Below are 17,952 nucleotides of genomic sequence, written 5' to 3' on the forward strand. Positions count from 1 at the left end.
GGGTGGCGTGGTGGGGCTTGGTTTTCCTTTGTTTTTTGGTAGGTCGAGCTAGGCGGCAGAGAACCCCGTGCCCTGTGTGTGCCCCTGGTTCCCCTCGGTTGCGGGACGGGTCAGCCCTTGGGCTGGAGTCCCTGCTGGATCAGATCCATCACCGAGGCGTCGGCGAGGGTCTGGGTGTCGCCCACCGCGCGGTTCTCGGCGACGTCGCGGAGCAGGCGCCGCATGATCTTCCCGGAGCGGGTCTTCGGCAGCTCGGTGACCAGGAGGACCTTCTTCGGCTTCGCGATGGGGCCGATCTCCTTGCCGACATGGGCGCGCAGCAGCTCGGGGACCTTCTCCTCGCCGCCCGCCGCCTCGATCGCCGCATCGTTCCCTGAGCGGAGGATCACGAAGGCGACCGGGGCCTGGCCGGTCGTGTCGTCGGCCGCACCGACGACGGCGGCCTCGGCCACCCACTCGTGGCTGACCAGCGCCGACTCGATCTCCATGGTGGAGAGGCGGTGCCCGGAGACGTTCATGACGTCGTCGACCCGGCCCAGCAGCCAGATGTCGCCGTCCTCGTCGCGCTTCGCCCCGTCACCGGCGAAGTAGTAGCCGGGGAAGCGCGACCAGTAGGTCTCCTTGAACCGCTCCGGATCGCCCCAGATGCCGCGCAGCATGCCCGGCCACGGCTGGTCGAGGACGAGGTAGCCGCCCTCGCCGTTGCCGACCGACTCGCCCGCGTCGTTGATGACGTCGGCGCTGATGCCGGGCAGCGGCACCTGGGCCGAGCCGGGCTTGGCGGCGGTGATGCCGGGCAGCGGCGAGATCATGATGCCGCCGGTCTCCGTCTGCCACCAGGTGTCGACGATCGGGCAGCGGTCCTGGCCGATGACGCGGCGGTACCACATCCAGGCCTCGGGGTTGATGGCCTCGCCGACGCTGCCGAGCAGGCGCAGCGAGGAGAGGTCGTGCTTCGCCGGGATGTCCTCGCCCCACTTCATGGCGGTGCGGATCGCGGTGGGCGAGGAGTAGAACAGCGAGACGCCGTACTTCTCCACGATCTCCCACCAGCGGCCCTGGTGCGGGGTGTCCGGGGTGCCCTCGTAGATCACCTGGGTGCTGCGATTGGCCATCGGCCCGTACACCACGTACGAGTGACCGGTGATCCAGCCGACGTCCGCGGTGCACCAGTAGACGTCCGAGGACGGCTTGAGGTCGAAGACGTTGCGATGGGTGTAGGCCGCCTGGGTGAGATAGCCGCCGGTGGTGTGGACGATGCCCTTGGGCTTCCCGGTGGTCCCCGAGGTGTAGAGGATGAACAGCGGGTGCTCGGCCTCGACCCACACCGGCTCGTGCTCGGTCGAGGCGGTCTCGCGCGCCTCGTGCCACCACACGTCCCGACCCTCGGTCCAGTCGACCTCGCCGCCGGTGCGGCGCACCACGAGCACCTTCTGCACCGAGGAGGCGCCCCCGGCGAGCGCCTCGTCGACGGCGGGCTTGAGGGGCATCTGCTTGCCGCGGCGGTTCTGCCCGTCGGCGGTGATCACCACGCGCGCCTCGGCGTCCTCGATGCGGCTGCGCAGCGCCTCGGCGCTGAAGCCGCCGAAGACCACCGAGTGCGGGGCGCCGAGCCGCGCGCACGCGAGCATCGCGAAGACGGCCTCGGGGACCATGGGCAGGTAGATCGCGACCCGGTCACCGGTGCGCACGCCGAGGTCGGCGAGCACATTGGCCATGCGGGAGATCTCGTCCTTGACGTCGGCGTAGGTGAAGCGGGCGTCGGAGCCGTCCTCGTACTCGGCGAGCAGGGCGACCTGGCCGCCGTGCCCGGACTCGACGTGGCGGTCCACGCAGTTGTAGGCGGCGTTGAGGGTGCCGTCGCCGAACCAGCGGGCGAAGGGCGGGTTGGACCAGTCCAGGGTCTCGGTGAAGGGGGTCTTCCAGCTCAGCAGGCTCGCGCGCGAGCGCCAGAAGGCGAGGCGGTCGCGCTCGGCCTCGGCGTAGAGCGAGGGACGCGCGACCGCGTTCTGCACGAACTCGGAGGTCGGGGAGAAGGTGCGGTTCTCCTGGCTGAGGTTCTCGATCCCGGGGGCTGCGTCGGACATCGGCTCTCCTGCTGGACGGGCCCCGACGTGCGGGGCGGGATGGACGGGGTCACCGTATCGCAGGAGATGCACGTCACGCCTGTCGTCCGCCGCCGGGCACCCCGGGGCCGGCAGCGCCCGGGCGACTACCGTGGGGTCATGCAGCTCTCCCCCGGGGACCCCTCCCCCTCGCTCCTCGCGCCGGTCCGACTCGGCGAGCTCTCGCTGCGCAACCGGATCTGGCTCGCGCCGATGTGCCAGTACATGGTCGAGGCGGAGGACGGGGTGCCCACGGACTGGCACCTGGTGCACCTCGGCTCCCGCGCCGCCGGCGGCTTCGGCCTCGTCATCACCGAGGCGACGGCCGTCTCCCCCGAGGGGAGGATCAGCCCGCGCGACACGGGACTGTGGAGCGACGAGCAGGCCCGCGCCTGGGCTCGCATCGTGCGCTTCTGCCGGGAGCAGGGTTCCCGCATCGCCGTGCAGCTCGCGCACGCGGGCCGGAAGGCTTCGACCTGGCCGGCACTGCCCGCCTACTCCCGCCGCCGCGGCACCGTGCCAGAGTTCGCCGCCGGCTGGCGGACCGTCGGCCCGACCACGGACCCCTTCCCGGGGCTCGACGCCCCCGATGCCCTCAGCCGGGAAGAGATCGCCGGGGTCGTCGCGGACTTCGTGGCCGCCGCCGGGCGTGCCGAGGAGGCCGGCTTCGACGCCCTCGAGCTGCACTTCGCCCACGGCTACCTCGTCCACGAGTTCCTCTCCCCGCTCGTGAACACCCGCACCGACGAGTACGGGGGCGACGGCCCGGGCCGACGCCGCCTCGCCCGGGAGATCGCCGTCGCGGTGCGGGAGCGCTGGCCCGCCGACCGCCCGCTCATCGTGCGCCTCAGCGCGACCGACTGGATCGACGGCGGCTGGGACATCGAGCAGTCCGCCGAGCTCGCCCGGGAGCTCGAGGAGGTCGGCGTCGACGCCCTCCACGTCTCCACCGGCGGGGCGGTCATCGCCGACATCGCCGTGGGCCCCGAGTACCAGGTGGGATTCGCCCGCACCCTGCGCGAGGCGGTGTCCCTGCCGGTCGCCGCCGTCGGGCTGATCACCGATCCGACGGGCGCGCAGGCGGTCCTCGACCGGGGCGACGCGGACTTCGTGGCGATCGGACGCGCGGCCCTGCGCGAGCCCGCCTGGCCGCTGCGCGCCGCCCACGAGCTCGGGGTGCGCGACGCCTCCCTCTACCCCGGCGCCTACCGACGCGGCTCGTGGTGAGCTCCCCGGGCGCACGGGCGCCGATCGTGCTGACCGGGGCGACCGGCGGCGTGGGCGCCGCCCTCGCGCTGCGCCTCGCCGAGCGCGGCGAGCTCCTGGTGCTCACCGCCCGCGACGAGACCCGGCTCGCGGCGCTCGCGGACCAGGTGCGCTCCCGCGGCGGGAGCGCCGTGGTGCACCCCTGCGATCTGCGCGACCAGCCCGCGGTCGAGGATCTCGCCGCCCGGATCCCCGCCGAGCTGGGCGCGCCCGCCGCGGTGCTCTCCCTCGCGGGGCATTCGATCCGCCGTCCCCTCGCCGACACCCTCGGCCGGCCCCACGACCTGGTGCGGCTCACGGGCACGAACCTGCTCGGCCCGGCCACGCTGATCCTCGGGCTGCTGGGGCCGATGATCTCGGCCGGACGCGGCCGGATCCTCGCCGTCACGAGCGCGACGGCGCGCATCCCCGCCCCCGGCTGGGCCGCCTACGGTGCGTCCAAGGCGGGCCTGGACTCCTGGCTGCGGGCCCTCCGCCCCGAGGCCGCCGCGGCCGGGGTCGGCATCTCGATCCTCGAGCTCCCGCTCGTCGCGACCTCGATGGCGGAGCCCGTCTACGGGACCGCTCCGCGCGGGGCGCTCCGTCCGGAGCAGGCGGCCGAGCGGGTGCTGCGCTGCCTCGACCGGGGCACCGACCTCGCCTCCCCCGCCTGGGCCCGCCTCGGGGCGGTGCTCGCCCAGGCCGCCCCCACCTTGTCCGCGCGGGGCGTGGGCCTCGCCGGTCGGTTCGCCGAGCGCGGCCTGCGCCGGGACGGGCGACGATGAGGCTGCTGCAGGCCGGCACGGCGCTGCGACTGCGCGCGGCGACGCGTCCCCGGGCGGTCGTGCTCCTCGATGACCGCGGGGAGCTGCGCGCCGGGGACCTGCTCGGGCAGGTGCACCTGCGCTCGCGGCGCGGTGCCGCCCCGGTGCGCCTGGCGGATCTTCCCCCGCAGGCACCGCTGCGGGAGGTGCTACTCACGGTGCTCGCCGGGGACGGTACCCTCGAGCCCCGCTCGTCGGGCTCCACCGGTACCCCGCGCACCCAGCGCCGAGGCCCGGTCACCCCCGCCCAGCTCGCCCAGCTCCTCGACCTCTCCCGTCGGATCGGGATGCGCCCCGGGCGCGTGGTCGCCTCCCTCGCCCCGGGTGTGCACGGGCACGGCCTCCTGATGGCGCTGGGCGCCCTCGCCCTGCGCTGCCCTCTCGTGGACCTCACCCATCTGCCGCCCCGCCACCGGATCGAGCTGCTGCAGCGCACCGGACCGCATGTCCTCACCGGGCTGCCCGTGCACCTGTACGACCTGCTGGAAGCGGAGGAGACCTGGGGTGGCAACCGGGCCCTGCGGATCCCGCGCGTGGTCTCCGGATCCGATGTCCTCACCCCCACCCTCCGGGCCGACCTCGCACGCCGCTTCCGGGCCCGGGTGCACGACGTCTACGGCACCACCGAGACCGGATCGCTCACGGTCGACGGCCGACCGCTCGCCGGGGTGCGGATCCGCGCCGTCGACGGGCTGCTCCGGGCGCGCACGCCCTTCACCGCGGGCAGGGAGCTGGTCACCGACCGCGGCACGGTCGATGCGCGCGGGAGGGTGCGGGTGCTGGGCCGGGCCGACGGCTCGATCGCCTCGGGCGGGATGATCCACCACCCGGCCGAGGTGGTGCGTCTGCTGCGTGCTCAGCGCGGCGTGGACACCGTCCGGCTGCGGGTCGTGGAGGATGCGCGCCTCGGTGCTCGGACCGTCGCCGAGGTGACCCTCGATCCCTCGCTGAGCCCCGAGAACGCCGCGGCGCTGCAGGCCGACGACCTGTCGCCCGCCGCGCTGCGGGCGCTGGTGCGGGACCGGCTCGGGGCGGCCGCGGTACCCCGCGAGGTGCGATTCAGCAGTCCGGGACGCTGACCGGGACGCCCTGGCCGACGGTGATCGCGAGGCCGCCCGTCGCCGTCTCCTTGTACCGCTCGTTCATGTCCTTGCCGGTCTGCCGCATGGTCTCGATGACCGTGTCGAGCGAGACGAAGTGCTCGCCCGTGCCGCGCAGGGCGAAGCGCGCGGCGGTGATCGCCTTGACCGCCGCCATGGCGTTGCGCTCGATGCACGGAACCTGCACCAGCCCGCCGACGGGGTCGCAGGTCAGGCCCAGGTTGTGCTCCATCGCGATCTCGGCGGCGTTCTCCACCTGGGCGGGCTTGCCGCCCATCGCCTCGCAGAGGGCGGCGGCGGCCATCGAGCAGGCCGACCCGACCTCGCCTTGGCAGCCCACTTCGGCGCCCGAGATCGACGCGTGCTCCTTGTACAGCGAGCCGATCGCCCCGGCCGTGAGCAGGAAGCGCACGGCGATCTCGTCGGGGTCGACGCCCTCGATGTAGGTGGTGGCGAAGAACAGCACCGCCGGGATGATCCCGGCCGCGCCGTTGGTGGGCGCGGTGACCACGCGGCCGCCCGCCGCGTTCTCCTCGTTCACGGCGAGTGCGGCGAGGGAGACCCACTCGAAGGAGTTCATCGGCAGACGCACCGGGTCCTCGGCGGAGAGCGAGTCGTACCAGGAGGCGGCGCGACGGCGCACCTCGAGCCCGCCGGGGAGGATCCCGGTGGTGCGGATCCCCCGCTCGATGCAGTCGTGCATGGCGCGCCAGATCACCAGCAGACCGGCCCGGATCTCCTCGTCGCTGCGCCACTGCCGCTCGCGCAGCAGCATCGCCTCGGAGATCGAGATCCCCCGCTCCTCGCACACGCGCAGCAGCTCGGCGCCGGTGGTGAAGATGGTGCGCCCCTGCTCCTCGGCGGCGACCTCGGCGATGGACTGGTCCATGTCCGCCTCGTCGACCACGAAGCCGCCGCCTACGGAGAACATGGGCCGGCGCAGGAGCTGGTCCCCCGCGGCGTCCAGGGCCACGAAGGTCATGCCGTTGGAGTGCTGCGGCAGGAAGGTCAGGGGATGCAGCACGATCGTCGAGGGCCGTAGGGAGACCGGCACCCGCCCGTCCAGGAGGAGACCGCCCTCGGCCTCGATCCGTGCGACCCGCTCCCGCCCGGCGACCGGATCGACGGTCTCCGGGTCAGCGCCCTCGAGCCCCATCACCACGGCATCGAGGGTGCCGTGCCCCGCGCCGGTCGCGGCGAGCGAGCCGTAGAGGTGCACCGCCACGTCGGCGACGCGCGGTCCGATCGCGGGATCGGCGAGAACCTCGCGGGCGAAGGTCGCAGCCGCGCGCATGGGGCCGACGGTGTGGGAGCTCGAGGGGCCGATCCCGATCTTGAACAGGTCGAAGGTGCTGATGCTCATCCGCGACCGCCCCGTCCGCCGCCGCGTCCCCGGGTGCCGCGCCTGCCGGCGCCGCCGGCTCCGCGCCCGCCGGCGCCGCCCGTTCCGCGCCCCCCGGCACCGCTGCCGCGGCCCCCGGCTCCGCGCGCGCCGCCGTCCCGGGGAGTCTCGCCGCGGGTGCCGGCACCGCGAGTGCCGGCGGACCGGCCCGTCGCGCCGCGCCCGCCGGCCGCGCCGCGGGATCCGCTCGCGCCGCGCGAGGCGCCGCGCGAGGCCGCCCCGCGGCCGCCGCCCTGCCCGGATCGGACGCCGCGGCGATCCCCCGGCGCCGCCTCGGGCTCCTCCTCCCAGGAGGCGCGCCGCTCCTCGTTGGCACGGCGCTCCTCGGCGAGGCGCCGGTTCGCGCCGCCGCGCTTGAGGTCCAGCTTGCGCGGCGCGCCCTTGTGCTTCTCGAGGGCGGGGTCCTCCGCCGGCTCGCCGCTCGGGGCGCGGCCGCCGAGCCGCTCGAGCGCGGGATCCGCCGCCTCGGCGACGTCGGACCAGACGCCCTCGACCTCGGCGGCCTCGAGGATCTGCCGGGTCGAGCCGGTCTGGTGCGGCAGCGCGAGGGTCACCACGGTGCCCCGCGCCCCGGCGCGGGCGGTGCGGCCCGAGCGGTGCACGTACTCCTTGACGTCGTCGGCCGGATCGACGTGGACCACCATCGTCACGTCGTCGATGTGCAGGCCGCGGGCGGCGACGTCGGTCGCGACGAGCACCGGATAGGCGCCCTCGCGGAAGCCGGCGAGCACATTGGTGCGCAGGCCCTGCTGCTTGTTGCCGTGCAGCGCCGCGGCGCGCACGCCGACCTCGACGAGCTCCTGCGCCACGCGCTCGGCGCCGAGCTGGGTGCGGGTGAACATCAGCGTGCGGCCCTTCCGGGCGGCGAGCTGGGCGGTGACCTCGCGCTTCGCCGCGGGGGCGATCGCGAGCACCTGGTGCTCCATGGTCTTCACCGCCGCCGCGACGGGGGTGGTCTCGTGGCTGATCGGATCCACCAGGAAGCTGTCCACGAGCTCCTCGACCTGGCCGTCGAGCGTCGCGGAGAACAGCATCTTCTGGGTGCCCATCGTGGTCGCGGCGAGGATGTCCCGCACCGCCGGCAGGAAGCCGAGGTCGGCCATGTGATCGGCCTCGTCGATCACCGTCGTCTCGACCAGGTCGAGCTGAAGGGCGCCCCGCTCGGCGAGGTCGATGAGCCGGCCCGGCGTGGCGACCACGATCGCCACGCCGCGCGCGACGGCCTCGGCCTGCTTCTCGATGTTCATGCCGCCGGCCACGAGCTGGGCCCGCAGCCCCACCGCGCGCGCGAACGGATGGATGGTGTCGACCACCTGCACCGCGAGCTCGCGGGTGGGCACCAGCACCACGCCGAGCGGACGCCGACGGTGCTGCTTGCGCCCCCGGAACCGGCTGGTCATGGCGAGGGTGAAGGCGAGGGTCTTGCCGGATCCGGTCTCCGCGCGGGCCAGGACGTCACGTCCCGCGAGGGCGTCGGGGAGGATCGCGGCCTGGATCTCGAAGGCGCGCGAGAGTCCCTGCTCGGCGAGCACGCCGAGCAGCTCGTCCGGCAGTGCCATGTCCTCGAAGCGCTCGGAGCTGTGCGCCGAGCGGCGGCGGGCCTTGGGCATGGTGATCCTCCTGACGAAGCGGGCAGTGCCCATCATCGCGCATGGACGGGGCGTGGGAGACTGGTCCCGATGATGCGCACTCTCATGACCTCGAAGATCCACCGGGCCACGGTCACGCAGGCTGACCTGCACTACGTCGGCTCGGTGACGATCGACGCCGACCTCGTCGAGGCCGCGGGCCTGGTCGAGCACGAGCAGGTCACCATCGCCGACATCACCTCCGGCGCCCGGCTCGTCACCTATGTGATCGCCGGCGAGCGCGGCAGCGGTGTGATCGGGATCAACGGCGCGGCCGCCCACCTCGTCAGCCCCGGCGACCTGGTGATCATCATGGCCTATGGGCAGCTCGAGGCCGCCGAGATCCCCGCGCACCACCCGCGCGTGGTGCACGTCGACGGCGAGAACCGCATCGTGGCGATCGGGGACGACGGCGCCGAGCCGGTCCCCGGCATGCCCGACCAGATCAACGGCCGCACCTCCGTCGGCCGTCACTGACGCCCGACGGCGGCGAGCGGTCCGGGACCCGGACGCGGCCCGTTCGCCCACGGCGAACCCGATAGGATTTCGCGGGTGACCCGCACCCAGCCCCTCCGTCGCCGATGAGCGGGGTCCTCGCCGGGTTCTTCATCGTCTGGTCGATCATCGGCGTCGGCTGGATCGCCGGCCGCACCGGGATCCTCGGTCCGCACGGTCGCTACGTGCTGAACCGCTCGACCTTCTTCCTCTGCTCCCCCGCGCTCGTGCTCGTGGGGCTGCTCGACTCCGAGCTCGCCGAGATCTTCTCCGCACCGATGGCGGTCGCCGGGATCTCGGGCCTGCTCACCGGCGCCCTGCTGCTGATCGGGATACGGCTGTTCACCAAGCGTCGCGGCGCCGAGCTCGTGGTCACGGCGATCAGCGGCTCCGTGGTCAACGGCGCGAACATGGGATTCCCGATCGCGGCGTACGTGCTCGGGGACATCTCGCACGCCCTGCCGGTGATCCTCTTCCAGCAGGCGATCTACACGCCGCTCTATCTCTTCGCGCTGCACCACGTGACCCAGAAGGATGCGCAGGGGCCCGCCGGGATCCTGCGCAGCATCGGCGCCAACCCAACCATCATCGCGGCCGCCGTCGGCGTGACCCTCGCCCTGCTCCATGTGCGGGTCCCGCAGGTGGTGCTGGACCCCTTCCAGTCCCTCGGGGACATGGCGATCCCCGCGATGCTGCTCGCGTACGGCCTCTCGCTGTACGGATCGAAGCCGCTCGCGAAGGATGACGGCTACCGCGGCCTGATCGCCGTCGCCTCCTCGGCGAAGCTGCTCGCCATGCCCGTGATCGCCCTCGGGGTCGGGCTCGCCCTGGGACTGCGGGGCGCCGGCCTCTACGAGGTGGTCGTGATGGCGGCCCTGCCGACGGCGCAGAACGTCTTCGTCGCCGCCGCCCGGTACCGCGCCGCCGAGAACCTCGCCCGCGACACCGTGCTGATCACGACGATCGGCACCGTGCTCGTGCTGCTGCTGATCTCCGGCGTCGCCGGGATCTGAGCCCGGCGCGCACTCCTCCGCCACCGTCCGCCGGACGTTCCGGCGCGCCGTCCTGCACCCATTGCATTAGTCCATCGTTGTGAGTAACCTCCGTCACAGGGTTCGGCCGTCCCGTGATCGCGGGCGGCCGGGGGCCGGTCGGCCCTGATCCCTCCACCGCACCAACGAGGGTGCGGCGGCCCAGCGAAGGGAGAGCGATGAGCGCGAGCAACGCCGTCGCGACGGGCGGACCGGGCACTCCGGGCACCGCACCCGTCGGCGACCAGAGCACAGGGACGGGGGCGCGAGCACCCTCCGGAGGCGGGCGGCCGAAGCGCCGGTCCCTCACCGGACGGGAGAAGCGCAACCTCCGCAACGGACTGCTGTTCATCTCGCCGTGGATCATCGGCGTCGCAGTGTTCGTGATCTATCCGCTGATCTACTCCTTCGTGATCAGCCTGACCCAGTACTCCGGGATGCAGACGCCGACCTTCATCGGCCTGCAGAACTACATCTCGGCCTTCATGGACCCGATGGTCCGTACCTCGGTCGGCAACACCGTCTACTACATGCTGCTGGCCGTGCCGGTGGGCATGGTCGTGGCCCTGCTGCTCGCGATCGCGATGAACCGCAACGTGCGGGAGGTGGCGATCTACCGGACGCTGCTGTACCTGCCCTCGCTCATCCCGATGTTCGCCATGTCGTTCATCTTCATCGTCTTCGTCAACCCGCAGTTCGGCATCGTCAACCAGTTCCTGGGCCTGTTCGGCATGCCCGACACGAACCTGCTGGGCGAGCCGCGGTACGCGAAGATCGTGATGATCGTGATGGCCCAGCTGGGTGCGGGCAACGCCGCCCTGATCTACCTCGCGGGCCTGCGCAACATCCCCGACACCCTCTACGAGGCGGCCCGCATCGACGGCGCCTCCCGCTTCCGTCAGTTCACCGCGATCACGCTGCCGCTGCTCACCCCGACGATCCTGTTCAACCTGATCACAGGTGTCTCCGGCGCGATGATGGTGTTCACCGAGGCGTACATCATGACCAACGGTGGTCCCGACAACTCGACGCTGTTCTACATGCTGTACCTCTACCGGAACGCCTTCTCCTACGGTCAGCTCGGCTTCGCCTCGGCGCTCGCGGTGCTGCTGTTCCTGTTCGGCATGGTGCTCGCCGGACTCATCTACTGGCTCTCCCGCCGGTTCGTGAACTACGACGTCTCGGCCGGCTGAGGAGGACCCCGACATGGCTATCAACACCGTCAGCACCGGAGCGCAGAATCTCGGCTCCGGCGCCTCGCTCAAGTCCCGCTCGAACTACGGGCGCAACCCCGACGGCTCCCGGCCCAGCTCGCTGAGCGCCTGGATCTCGCGCCTCGTCATGCTCGTCGTGCTGCTGCTCTTCTCGCTGCCCCTCTACTGGATGCTGATCTCGGCGCTGAAGACCCCCGAGGAGCTCGCGCAGTTCCCGCCCACGCTGTTCCCCACGGAGCTGCGCTGGCAGAACTTCTCGGACGCCGTGACGATCATGCCGTTCTGGACCTTCTTCCGGAACAGCGCCATCATCACGATCTGCGTGGTCGTCTTCAGCGTGGTCTCGAACTTCATCGTGGCCTACGGCTTCGCGTGCATCGACTGGCCCGGGCGCAACCGGGTCTTCTTCATCGTGCTCGCGACCCTGTTCCTGCCCTTCCCCGTGACCCTCATCCCGATGTTCGACATGTGGGCCGGGCTGGGCTTCGTGAACACCTTCGTCCCGCTCATCGCCCCGGCGCTCTTCGCCGGCGGGTTCTTCACCTTCCTGCTGCGCCAGTTCATGCTGCAGACCCCGCGCGACATGCTCGACGCCGCCCGGGTGGACGGCGCCAGCGAGTGGACGATCGCCTGGCGGATCGTGTTCCCCACCGCCCGCCCCGCGGTCACCGTGATCGCGATCTTCTCCGCGGTCGGCACCTGGAACGACTTCATGGGTCCGCTGATCTACCTGCAGGACCAGGACAAGCAGACGCTCTCCATCGGTATGCAGGTCTTCCGCTCCGTCAACTCGCAGGACATCCAGTTCAACCTGCTCATGGCGGCCTCGTTCCTCGTGCTCCTCCCGCTGGTGCTCCTGTTCTTCATGTTCCAGCGCTACTTCATCAGCGGCATCACCCTCGGAGGTTTCAAGTGATCAACCGTCGCACCCTGCTGCGCGCCCTCGGCGCCGGAGCCAGCGTCACCGTCGCCGGCGGCTCGATCGTCGGCTGCACGAGCCGTCCCGTCGGGGACCAGCGCGACCCCAACGTCGTCAAGCTGTGGGGCCAGGGCGGCACCAATGCCGAGCTCGAGGCCCTCATCATCGAGGCCTTCACCGAGCAGAACCCCGACGTGAAGATCGAGGTCTCCCAGGTCCCGTCGAACGGTCAGGGCGATGCGTCCAGCGCGATCACCGCGGTCCGCGGTCGCACCGGCCCGGACGTGTACTTCGTGGACCGCTTCAACGGCGCCCAGTTCGCCTCCCTCGGCCTGCTCGAGCCCATCGACTCCCTCATCGAGGAGTACGAGGGCGTCAGCGTCGAGGAGTTCATGTCCCAGTGGATCAAGTTCGCCACCGACGAGCTGTTCTACGACGGGCAGTACTTCGGGCTCCCGGTGGACACCGACACCCGTGCCCTGTTCGTGAACAGGACTCTCGCGACGGAGGCCGGGATCGACCCGGCGCTCCTGGACCCCGCCAACGGACCGATGTCCTACGACCAGATCTGGGAGATCAACGACCAGTTCAACGTCCAGGACGACCGCGGCACCTACGAGAAGGTCACCTGGATCCCCTGGGACGATCAGGCGTCGCTGCTCATGTGGGCGATGGCGAACGACGTCCCGATGTTCTCCAACGAGTCCTGCCACGTGCTGCTGGACTCGCCGGAGATGCTCTCGGTCGCGGAGATGTACGCCGGATGGGTCGAGCGCCTGGACTTCGCGCGCCTCGATGCGTTCAAGGCCACGTACCAGCCGCCCAACGCACCGCCCACGCAGACCAGCTTCTTCTCCGACCGTCAGCTGTTCCAGATCACCGGGTCCTGGGCGGTCAAGGGCCTGAAGCAGTACAAGCCCGACATGGACTACGGGCTCACGTATCTCCCCGTTCCTAACGAAGGCGACGACCCCTTCACCTGGGCCGGCGGCTTCGCGCTCGCGATGCCGAAGGGCGCGAGCATGTCGAAGGCGGCCTGGGACTTCTTCAAGTTCTATGCGGGCTACGAGGGCCAGAAGATCCTCATGCCGAAGCTCACGAACATCCCCACGAACATCGAGACGATCAAGGACCCCGAGGGGTGGAGCCCAGACATCAAGTTCTTCGTGGAACTGATGGGCGTGGCGAAGTCCCGGCCGCCGCTGCCGGTGGGCACCAAGCTGTGGGACGCCATGTTCACCATGCAGGGCAGCCTCAACCAGGGCTCCGACACCCCGGAGAACCTGGTCAAGGAGGCCCAGCAGTACGTGGACCCGACGATGCAGCAGTTCTGCCCGATCTCCCTGCCCGAGGGCTTCGGCGAGCCGGACCCGAACTTCACCCAGGAGGATGCCGCGGACGTCGGCTGATCCCCGCTCCGTCCCCCCGCGTGCCCCGTCACCGCCGCCCGGCGGAGACGGGGCACGCCCGTGCGCGGGGTCGTACACTGAGCCCGTGGCTCGTCGACTTCTGCTCCTCTAGCCGCATCGGGGTACGCCGACCCCGGGACCTCCCGGCGCGGCCGGTCCGCGCCGCTCCCCCGTCGGCACCGATGCGGCAGCCCTCGCCCGCGCGAGGGCTTTCCCATGTCAGAAGCCCCTCCATCCGAGCCGTACCGACCTGAAGGACGAACACCCATGAGCGAGGCCCCCTACCGCTACAACGCCGCGCTGGCCGACGAGATCGAGCGCCGCTGGCAGCGTCGCTGGGACGAGGAAGGCACCTTCCACGCCGACAATCCCGTCGGCGCGCTGCACGGCGGGGAGGAGTCCGCGGCCCCGGCCGATGCGAGCGCCAAGTCCTACATCATGGACATGTTCCCGTACCCCTCGGGCTCGGGGCTCCACGTCGGCCACCCGCTGGGGTACATCGCGACCGACGTCGTGGCCCGTCACCACCGCATGCTGGGCCGCAACGTGCTGTACACGATGGGGTACGACGCCTTCGGCCTGCCCGCCGAGCAGTACGCCGTCCAGACCGGGACCCACCCGCGGGTGACCACCGAGGCGAACGTCGCGAACATGCGCCGCCAGCTGCACCGCCTGGGCCTGTCCCATGACGCCCGCCGGTCGCTCGCCACCACCGACCCAGCCTTCGTGAAGTGGACGCAGTGGATCTTCCTGCGCATCTTCGACTCCTGGTACGACCCGGAGGCCCCCAACGCCGACGGCGTGACCGGCCGCGCCCGTCCCATCGCCGAGCTGCGCGAGGAGCTGCGCACCGGTGCCGTCGACCCCTTCGCGCTCGCCGCGCGCCAGGGCCTGGAGCTGCCCGCGGAGTGGGCCGGCCGCACCGCCGCCGAGGTCCCCGCCGCGAGCGACGCGGAGATCTCGCGCCTGGCCGATGCCTTCCGCCTGACCTACATCTCCGAGACGCCGGTGAACTGGTGCGCGGGCCTCGGCACCGTGCTGGCCAACGAGGAGGTCACGGCCGACGGCCGCTCCGAGCGCGGGAACTTCCCCGTGTTCACGCGGCGCCTGCGGCAGTGGAACATGCGCATCACCGCCTATGCGGACCGTCTGATCGACGACCTGGACCGCGTGGACTGGCCCGAGTCGATCCGCGCCATGCAGCGCAACTGGATCGGCCGCTCCGAGGGCGCCGAGGTCCGCTTCGCCCTCGCCGGCTCCGCGGAGGGCTCCTTCGACGTCTTCACCACCCGCGTGGACACCCTGTTCGGCGCGACCTTCACCGTCCTGTCCCCCGAGCACCCCCTGCTCGAGGACCCCTCCGCCCTGCCCGCGGCCTGGCCCGAGGGCACGAAGGACGCCTGGACCGGCGGCGCCGCGACCCCCCGCGAGGCCGTCACCGCCTACCAGGTGCGCGCCGCGGCGCTGGGCGCCGAGGAGCGCACCGCCGAGGACCGCGAGAAGACCGGCGTGTTCACCGGCTGGTTCGCGGTGAACCCCATGGACGGCCGCGAGGTCCCGGTGTTCACCGCCGACTACGTGCTGACCGGCTACGGCACCGGCGCGATCATGGCCGTGCCCGCCGAGGACGAGCGCGACTTCGCCTTCGCCGAGCGCTTCGAGCTGCCGGTCATCCGCACCGTGCGCCCGCCCGAGGACTTCGCCGGCGGCGCCTGGACCGGCGACGGCGAGAAGATCAACTCCGCCTCCGCCGATCTGGACCTGAACGGCCTCGGCAAGGAGGAGGCCAAGGCCCGGGCGACCGCCTTCGCGACCGAGCGCGGCTTCGGCCGGGCCCGGACCACCTACCGCCTGCGCGACTGGCTGTTCTCGCGCCAGCGCTACTGGGGCGAGCCCTTCCCGATCGTCTACGACCCCGCGGATCCGCAGACCCCGATCCCGCTGCCGGAGTCGCTGCTGCCCGTGGACCTGCCGGAGGTCGCGGACTTCTCCCCGAAGACCTTCGACCCCGAGGACCGCGACACCGAGCCGCAGACCCCGCTGTCCCGTGCGGAGGACTGGGTGGAGGTCGAGCTCGACCTCGGCGAGGGCCCGAAGACCTACCTGCGCGAGACCAACACGATGCCGCAGTGGGCGGGCTCCTCCTGGTACCACCTGCGCTACATCGACCCCACCGAGGACGAGGTGCTGGTGCGGCCCGAGAACGAGGAGTACTGGCTCGGCCCGCAGGGCGAGGGCGCGGTCGGCGGCGTCGACCTGTACGTCGGCGGCGTCGAGCACGCCGTGCTGCACCTGCTGTACGCGCGCTTCTGGCACAAGGTGCTCTTCGACCGCGGTGACGTCTCGAGCCAGGAGCCCTTCCACCGCCTGTTCAACCAGGGCTACATCCAGGCCTTCGCCTACACCGACTCCCGCGGGGTGCACGTGCCCGCGGAGGAGGTCGTCGCGGAGGAGGACGGCACCTTCACCTACCGGGGCGAGCCGGTCACCCAGGAGTACGGGAAGATGGGCAAGTCGCTGAAGAACTCGGTGACCCCGGACGACATGTACGAGGAGTACGGGGCGGACACGCTGCGCGTCTACGAGATGTCGATGGGCCCGCTGGACCTGTCCCGTCCGTGGGAGACCCGCTCCGTGGTCGGCTCGCAGCGCTTCCTGCAGCGGCTGTGGCGCCTCGTGGTCGACGAGGAGAGCGGCGAGCTGCTGGTCTCCGAGGATCCCGCGGACCGCGACACCCTGCGGGCCACCCATCGGGCGATCGACGGGGTGGGCCGGGACATGGCCGGCATGCAGTTCAACACGGCGATCGCGAAGCTGATCGAGCTGGTCAACCACCTCACCAAGGCGGGCGTCTCGCCGCGTGCGGCGATCGAGCCGCTCGTGCTGATGGTCGCGCCGCTCGCCCCGCACCTCGCGGAGGAGCTGTGGTCCCGGCTCGGGCACGACGGCGGCATCTCGCGCGAGCCCTTCCCGACCGCGGACCCGGAGCTGCTGAAGGCCGACGCGGTCACCTGCGTGGTGCAGGTGAAGGGCAAGGTGCGCCACCGCGTCGAAGTCGATCCGGAGATCTCCGAGTCGGACCTCGAGGCGCTGGTGCTGGCCGAGCCGCGGGTCCAGGAGCTGCTCGCGGGGCAGACGGTGCGGAAGGTCATCGTGCGCGCGCCGAAGATCGTCAACATCGTCGTGTGAGTCGTTGACCGGCACTGACGCAGCAGAATCCGTCCTCCGCGACGGGTGACCGGCCGGGCCCGGGACCGAGGGTTCCCGGGCCCGGCGGCATGTCGGCGGGGCGGAACCCCGAGCGCGCGGAACCGTTCCTCCCCATTGCCCCGGTATCCACAACGGCGGGAGGAGGGCGGACGTGCGGGGGTCCCGGCTCCTACGGTCGCGACATGACCAGCATCTGGGGATCCGATCCCACCGCCATGGACGAGCTCGCCGAGACCATCCTCGAGAGGGCCGAGCAGCTGCGCGAGCTGTTCGACCGCCTCCGCGAGCGCACCGCCGCCCTCCGCTGGGAGGGCCCCGACGCCGAGGCCCATCGGGCACGCTTCGGCCAGGTCGACGGCGATCTCCTCGCCGCCTGCCGAGCGCTCGACGAGAGGGGTGCGCAGATCCGGGAGGAGGCCGCCGAGCAGGAGCGGGCCTCGGCCGCCGACGGCCTCGGCGACCCGCTCGCCGGGGTGCGCGCCGGTTTCCCGCCGCGGGGCGGGAGCATCCCGCCGTCGCTCCCGGGCTCGGATCCCGTCATGCCGGAGGTCGGCGGCCCGATGGCCCACCACGACCCGATCGGGCTCTTCCGCGACCTCGAGGACCGGGTGCAGGAGTACGAGGCGGAGCACGGGCCGCTCGGCCCCCTGATCGGCGGGCCCTTCGCCGCTCCCCTCGACCCGGGGGCGCTGCACGGCGCCTACGGTCCGGGCGAGCTCCCCGAGGGCGAGGCGTTCGCCCCCGACGGGAGCCGGCTCGAGGAGGCGGAGGCCGATCGCCGTCTGTGGCTGAGCAAGATCCCGGTGGTCGGCGACGTCGCCTCGCTGCCGACGTTCTACGAGGCGGGAGAGGGGTACTACGACGCGGCCCGTCATCGGATGGAGGAGGCGGGGCTCGGCGCCTACACCGGGGGCATCTCGCTGGTGCAGATCGGGCACGATCTCGGCGGCGCCGCCCTCGGCGAGCGCTCGATGCTCGCCCAGTACATCGACGGGGTGGACCGCGGGATCGCCAACGTCTCCCAGACCACCGCGGACGTCTCCACGGCGATCGGGGACCGGGACCTCGGGGGCGTGGTGCGTGCGGTCGAGCGGGGCGGCTTCCGCCACGCGGAGATCGCGGTGGACACCGTGACCGCGAATCCCCTCCCCTCGGCGGTGGAGGCCGTCGCGAGCGCGAGCGGGCACCTCGGGGAGGGGATCGCGCCGTTCAGCCCCGAGGCCGCCGCCCGCCTCGAGCAGTTCGAGCAGAACCAGATGGCACGGCTCGAGCGGGACGAGGCGCGCTGGCAGGCCGCGATCGATGCCGAGACCTGGTACGACCGACGCCGCTCCGCGGTGCGGATGCCCTGGGATCCCCGGTGATCCGCA

At 72.0% G+C, this 17,952-nt stretch carries 13 protein-coding genes; 10 read left to right on the forward strand and 3 right to left on the reverse strand.

Features of this window, described 5'->3' with window-relative positions:
- Positions 1-110: 110 nt before the first annotated feature.
- Complete coding sequence (gene acs / locus V1258_RS12010) at positions 111-2,087, reverse strand: acetate--CoA ligase (protein WP_329749902.1); 1,977 nt, start codon at positions 2,085-2,087, stop codon at positions 111-113.
- A gap of 138 nt (positions 2,088-2,225) precedes the next feature.
- Between acs and V1258_RS12015 the strand changes: the two genes are divergently transcribed.
- Genes V1258_RS12015 through V1258_RS12025 form a run of 3 tightly spaced genes read left to right on the forward strand, consistent with a single transcriptional unit; the run spans position 2,226 to position 5,253 of the window.
- The gene (locus V1258_RS12015; RefSeq protein ID WP_329749903.1) at positions 2,226-3,332 is read left to right on the forward strand and encodes an NADH:flavin oxidoreductase/NADH oxidase; all 1,107 of its coding nucleotides are present in this window, start codon (positions 2,226-2,228) and stop codon (positions 3,330-3,332) included.
- On the forward strand, positions 3,329-4,135 hold the full coding sequence (locus tag V1258_RS12020) for an SDR family NAD(P)-dependent oxidoreductase (RefSeq protein ID WP_329749904.1): 807 nt from the start codon (positions 3,329-3,331) through the stop codon (positions 4,133-4,135). The genes V1258_RS12015 and V1258_RS12020 overlap by 4 nt, the downstream gene beginning before the upstream one ends.
- On the forward strand, positions 4,132-5,253 hold the full coding sequence (locus tag V1258_RS12025) for an AMP-binding protein (RefSeq protein WP_329749905.1): 1,122 nt from the start codon (positions 4,132-4,134) through the stop codon (positions 5,251-5,253). The genes V1258_RS12020 and V1258_RS12025 overlap by 4 nt, the downstream gene beginning before the upstream one ends.
- Here V1258_RS12025 and V1258_RS12030 read toward each other — a convergent pair.
- Both V1258_RS12030 and V1258_RS12035 read right to left on the reverse strand, forming a co-directional pair.
- Entirely contained in the window at positions 5,234-6,637 is a 1,404-nt protein-coding gene (locus V1258_RS12030; protein WP_329749906.1) for an L-serine ammonia-lyase, read from the reverse strand. The genes V1258_RS12025 and V1258_RS12030 overlap by 20 nt on opposite strands.
- Positions 6,634-8,286, reverse strand: a complete 1,653-nt coding sequence (locus V1258_RS12035) for a DEAD/DEAH box helicase (protein WP_329749907.1) — start codon at positions 8,284-8,286, stop codon at positions 6,634-6,636. The genes V1258_RS12030 and V1258_RS12035 overlap by 4 nt, the downstream gene beginning before the upstream one ends.
- A 69-nt stretch (positions 8,287-8,355) precedes the next feature.
- On the opposite strand from V1258_RS12035, the gene panD reads away from it, so the two are divergent.
- The 7 genes from panD (at position 8,356) to V1258_RS12070 (ending at position 17,946) form a co-directional block, all read left to right on the forward strand.
- On the forward strand, positions 8,356-8,781 hold the full coding sequence (panD, locus tag V1258_RS12040) for an aspartate 1-decarboxylase (RefSeq protein WP_329749908.1): 426 nt from the start codon (positions 8,356-8,358) through the stop codon (positions 8,779-8,781).
- A 104-nt stretch (positions 8,782-8,885) separates the two neighbouring features.
- On the forward strand, positions 8,886-9,812 hold the full coding sequence (locus V1258_RS12045; protein WP_329749909.1) for an AEC family transporter: 927 nt from the start codon (positions 8,886-8,888) through the stop codon (positions 9,810-9,812).
- Between the two features lie 197 nt (positions 9,813-10,009).
- A complete protein-coding gene (locus tag V1258_RS12050) occupies positions 10,010-11,023 on the forward strand; it encodes a carbohydrate ABC transporter permease (protein WP_329749910.1) in 1,014 nt (337 codons plus the stop codon).
- Between the two features lie 13 nt (positions 11,024-11,036).
- Positions 11,037-11,960 (forward strand): carbohydrate ABC transporter permease, encoded by a 924-nt coding sequence (locus tag V1258_RS12055; protein ID WP_329749911.1) that lies wholly within the window; start codon positions 11,037-11,039, stop codon positions 11,958-11,960.
- Complete coding sequence (locus V1258_RS12060; RefSeq protein ID WP_329749912.1) at positions 11,957-13,372, forward strand: extracellular solute-binding protein; 1,416 nt, start codon at positions 11,957-11,959, stop codon at positions 13,370-13,372. The genes V1258_RS12055 and V1258_RS12060 overlap by 4 nt, the downstream gene beginning before the upstream one ends.
- Positions 13,373-13,639: 267 nt before the next feature.
- Complete coding sequence (leuS, locus tag V1258_RS12065; RefSeq protein WP_329749913.1) at positions 13,640-16,561, forward strand: leucine--tRNA ligase; 2,922 nt, start codon at positions 13,640-13,642, stop codon at positions 16,559-16,561.
- 203 nt (positions 16,562-16,764) lie between these two features.
- A complete protein-coding gene (locus tag V1258_RS12070; RefSeq protein WP_329749914.1) occupies positions 16,765-17,946 on the forward strand; it encodes a WXG100 family type VII secretion target in 1,182 nt (393 codons plus the stop codon).
- The last annotated feature ends 6 nt before the right edge of the window (positions 17,947-17,952 follow it).

Origin of the sequence: Brachybacterium sp. J153 (assembly GCF_036311905.1) — a bacterium.
Taxonomy (GTDB): domain Bacteria; phylum Actinomycetota; class Actinomycetes; order Actinomycetales; family Dermabacteraceae; genus Brachybacterium.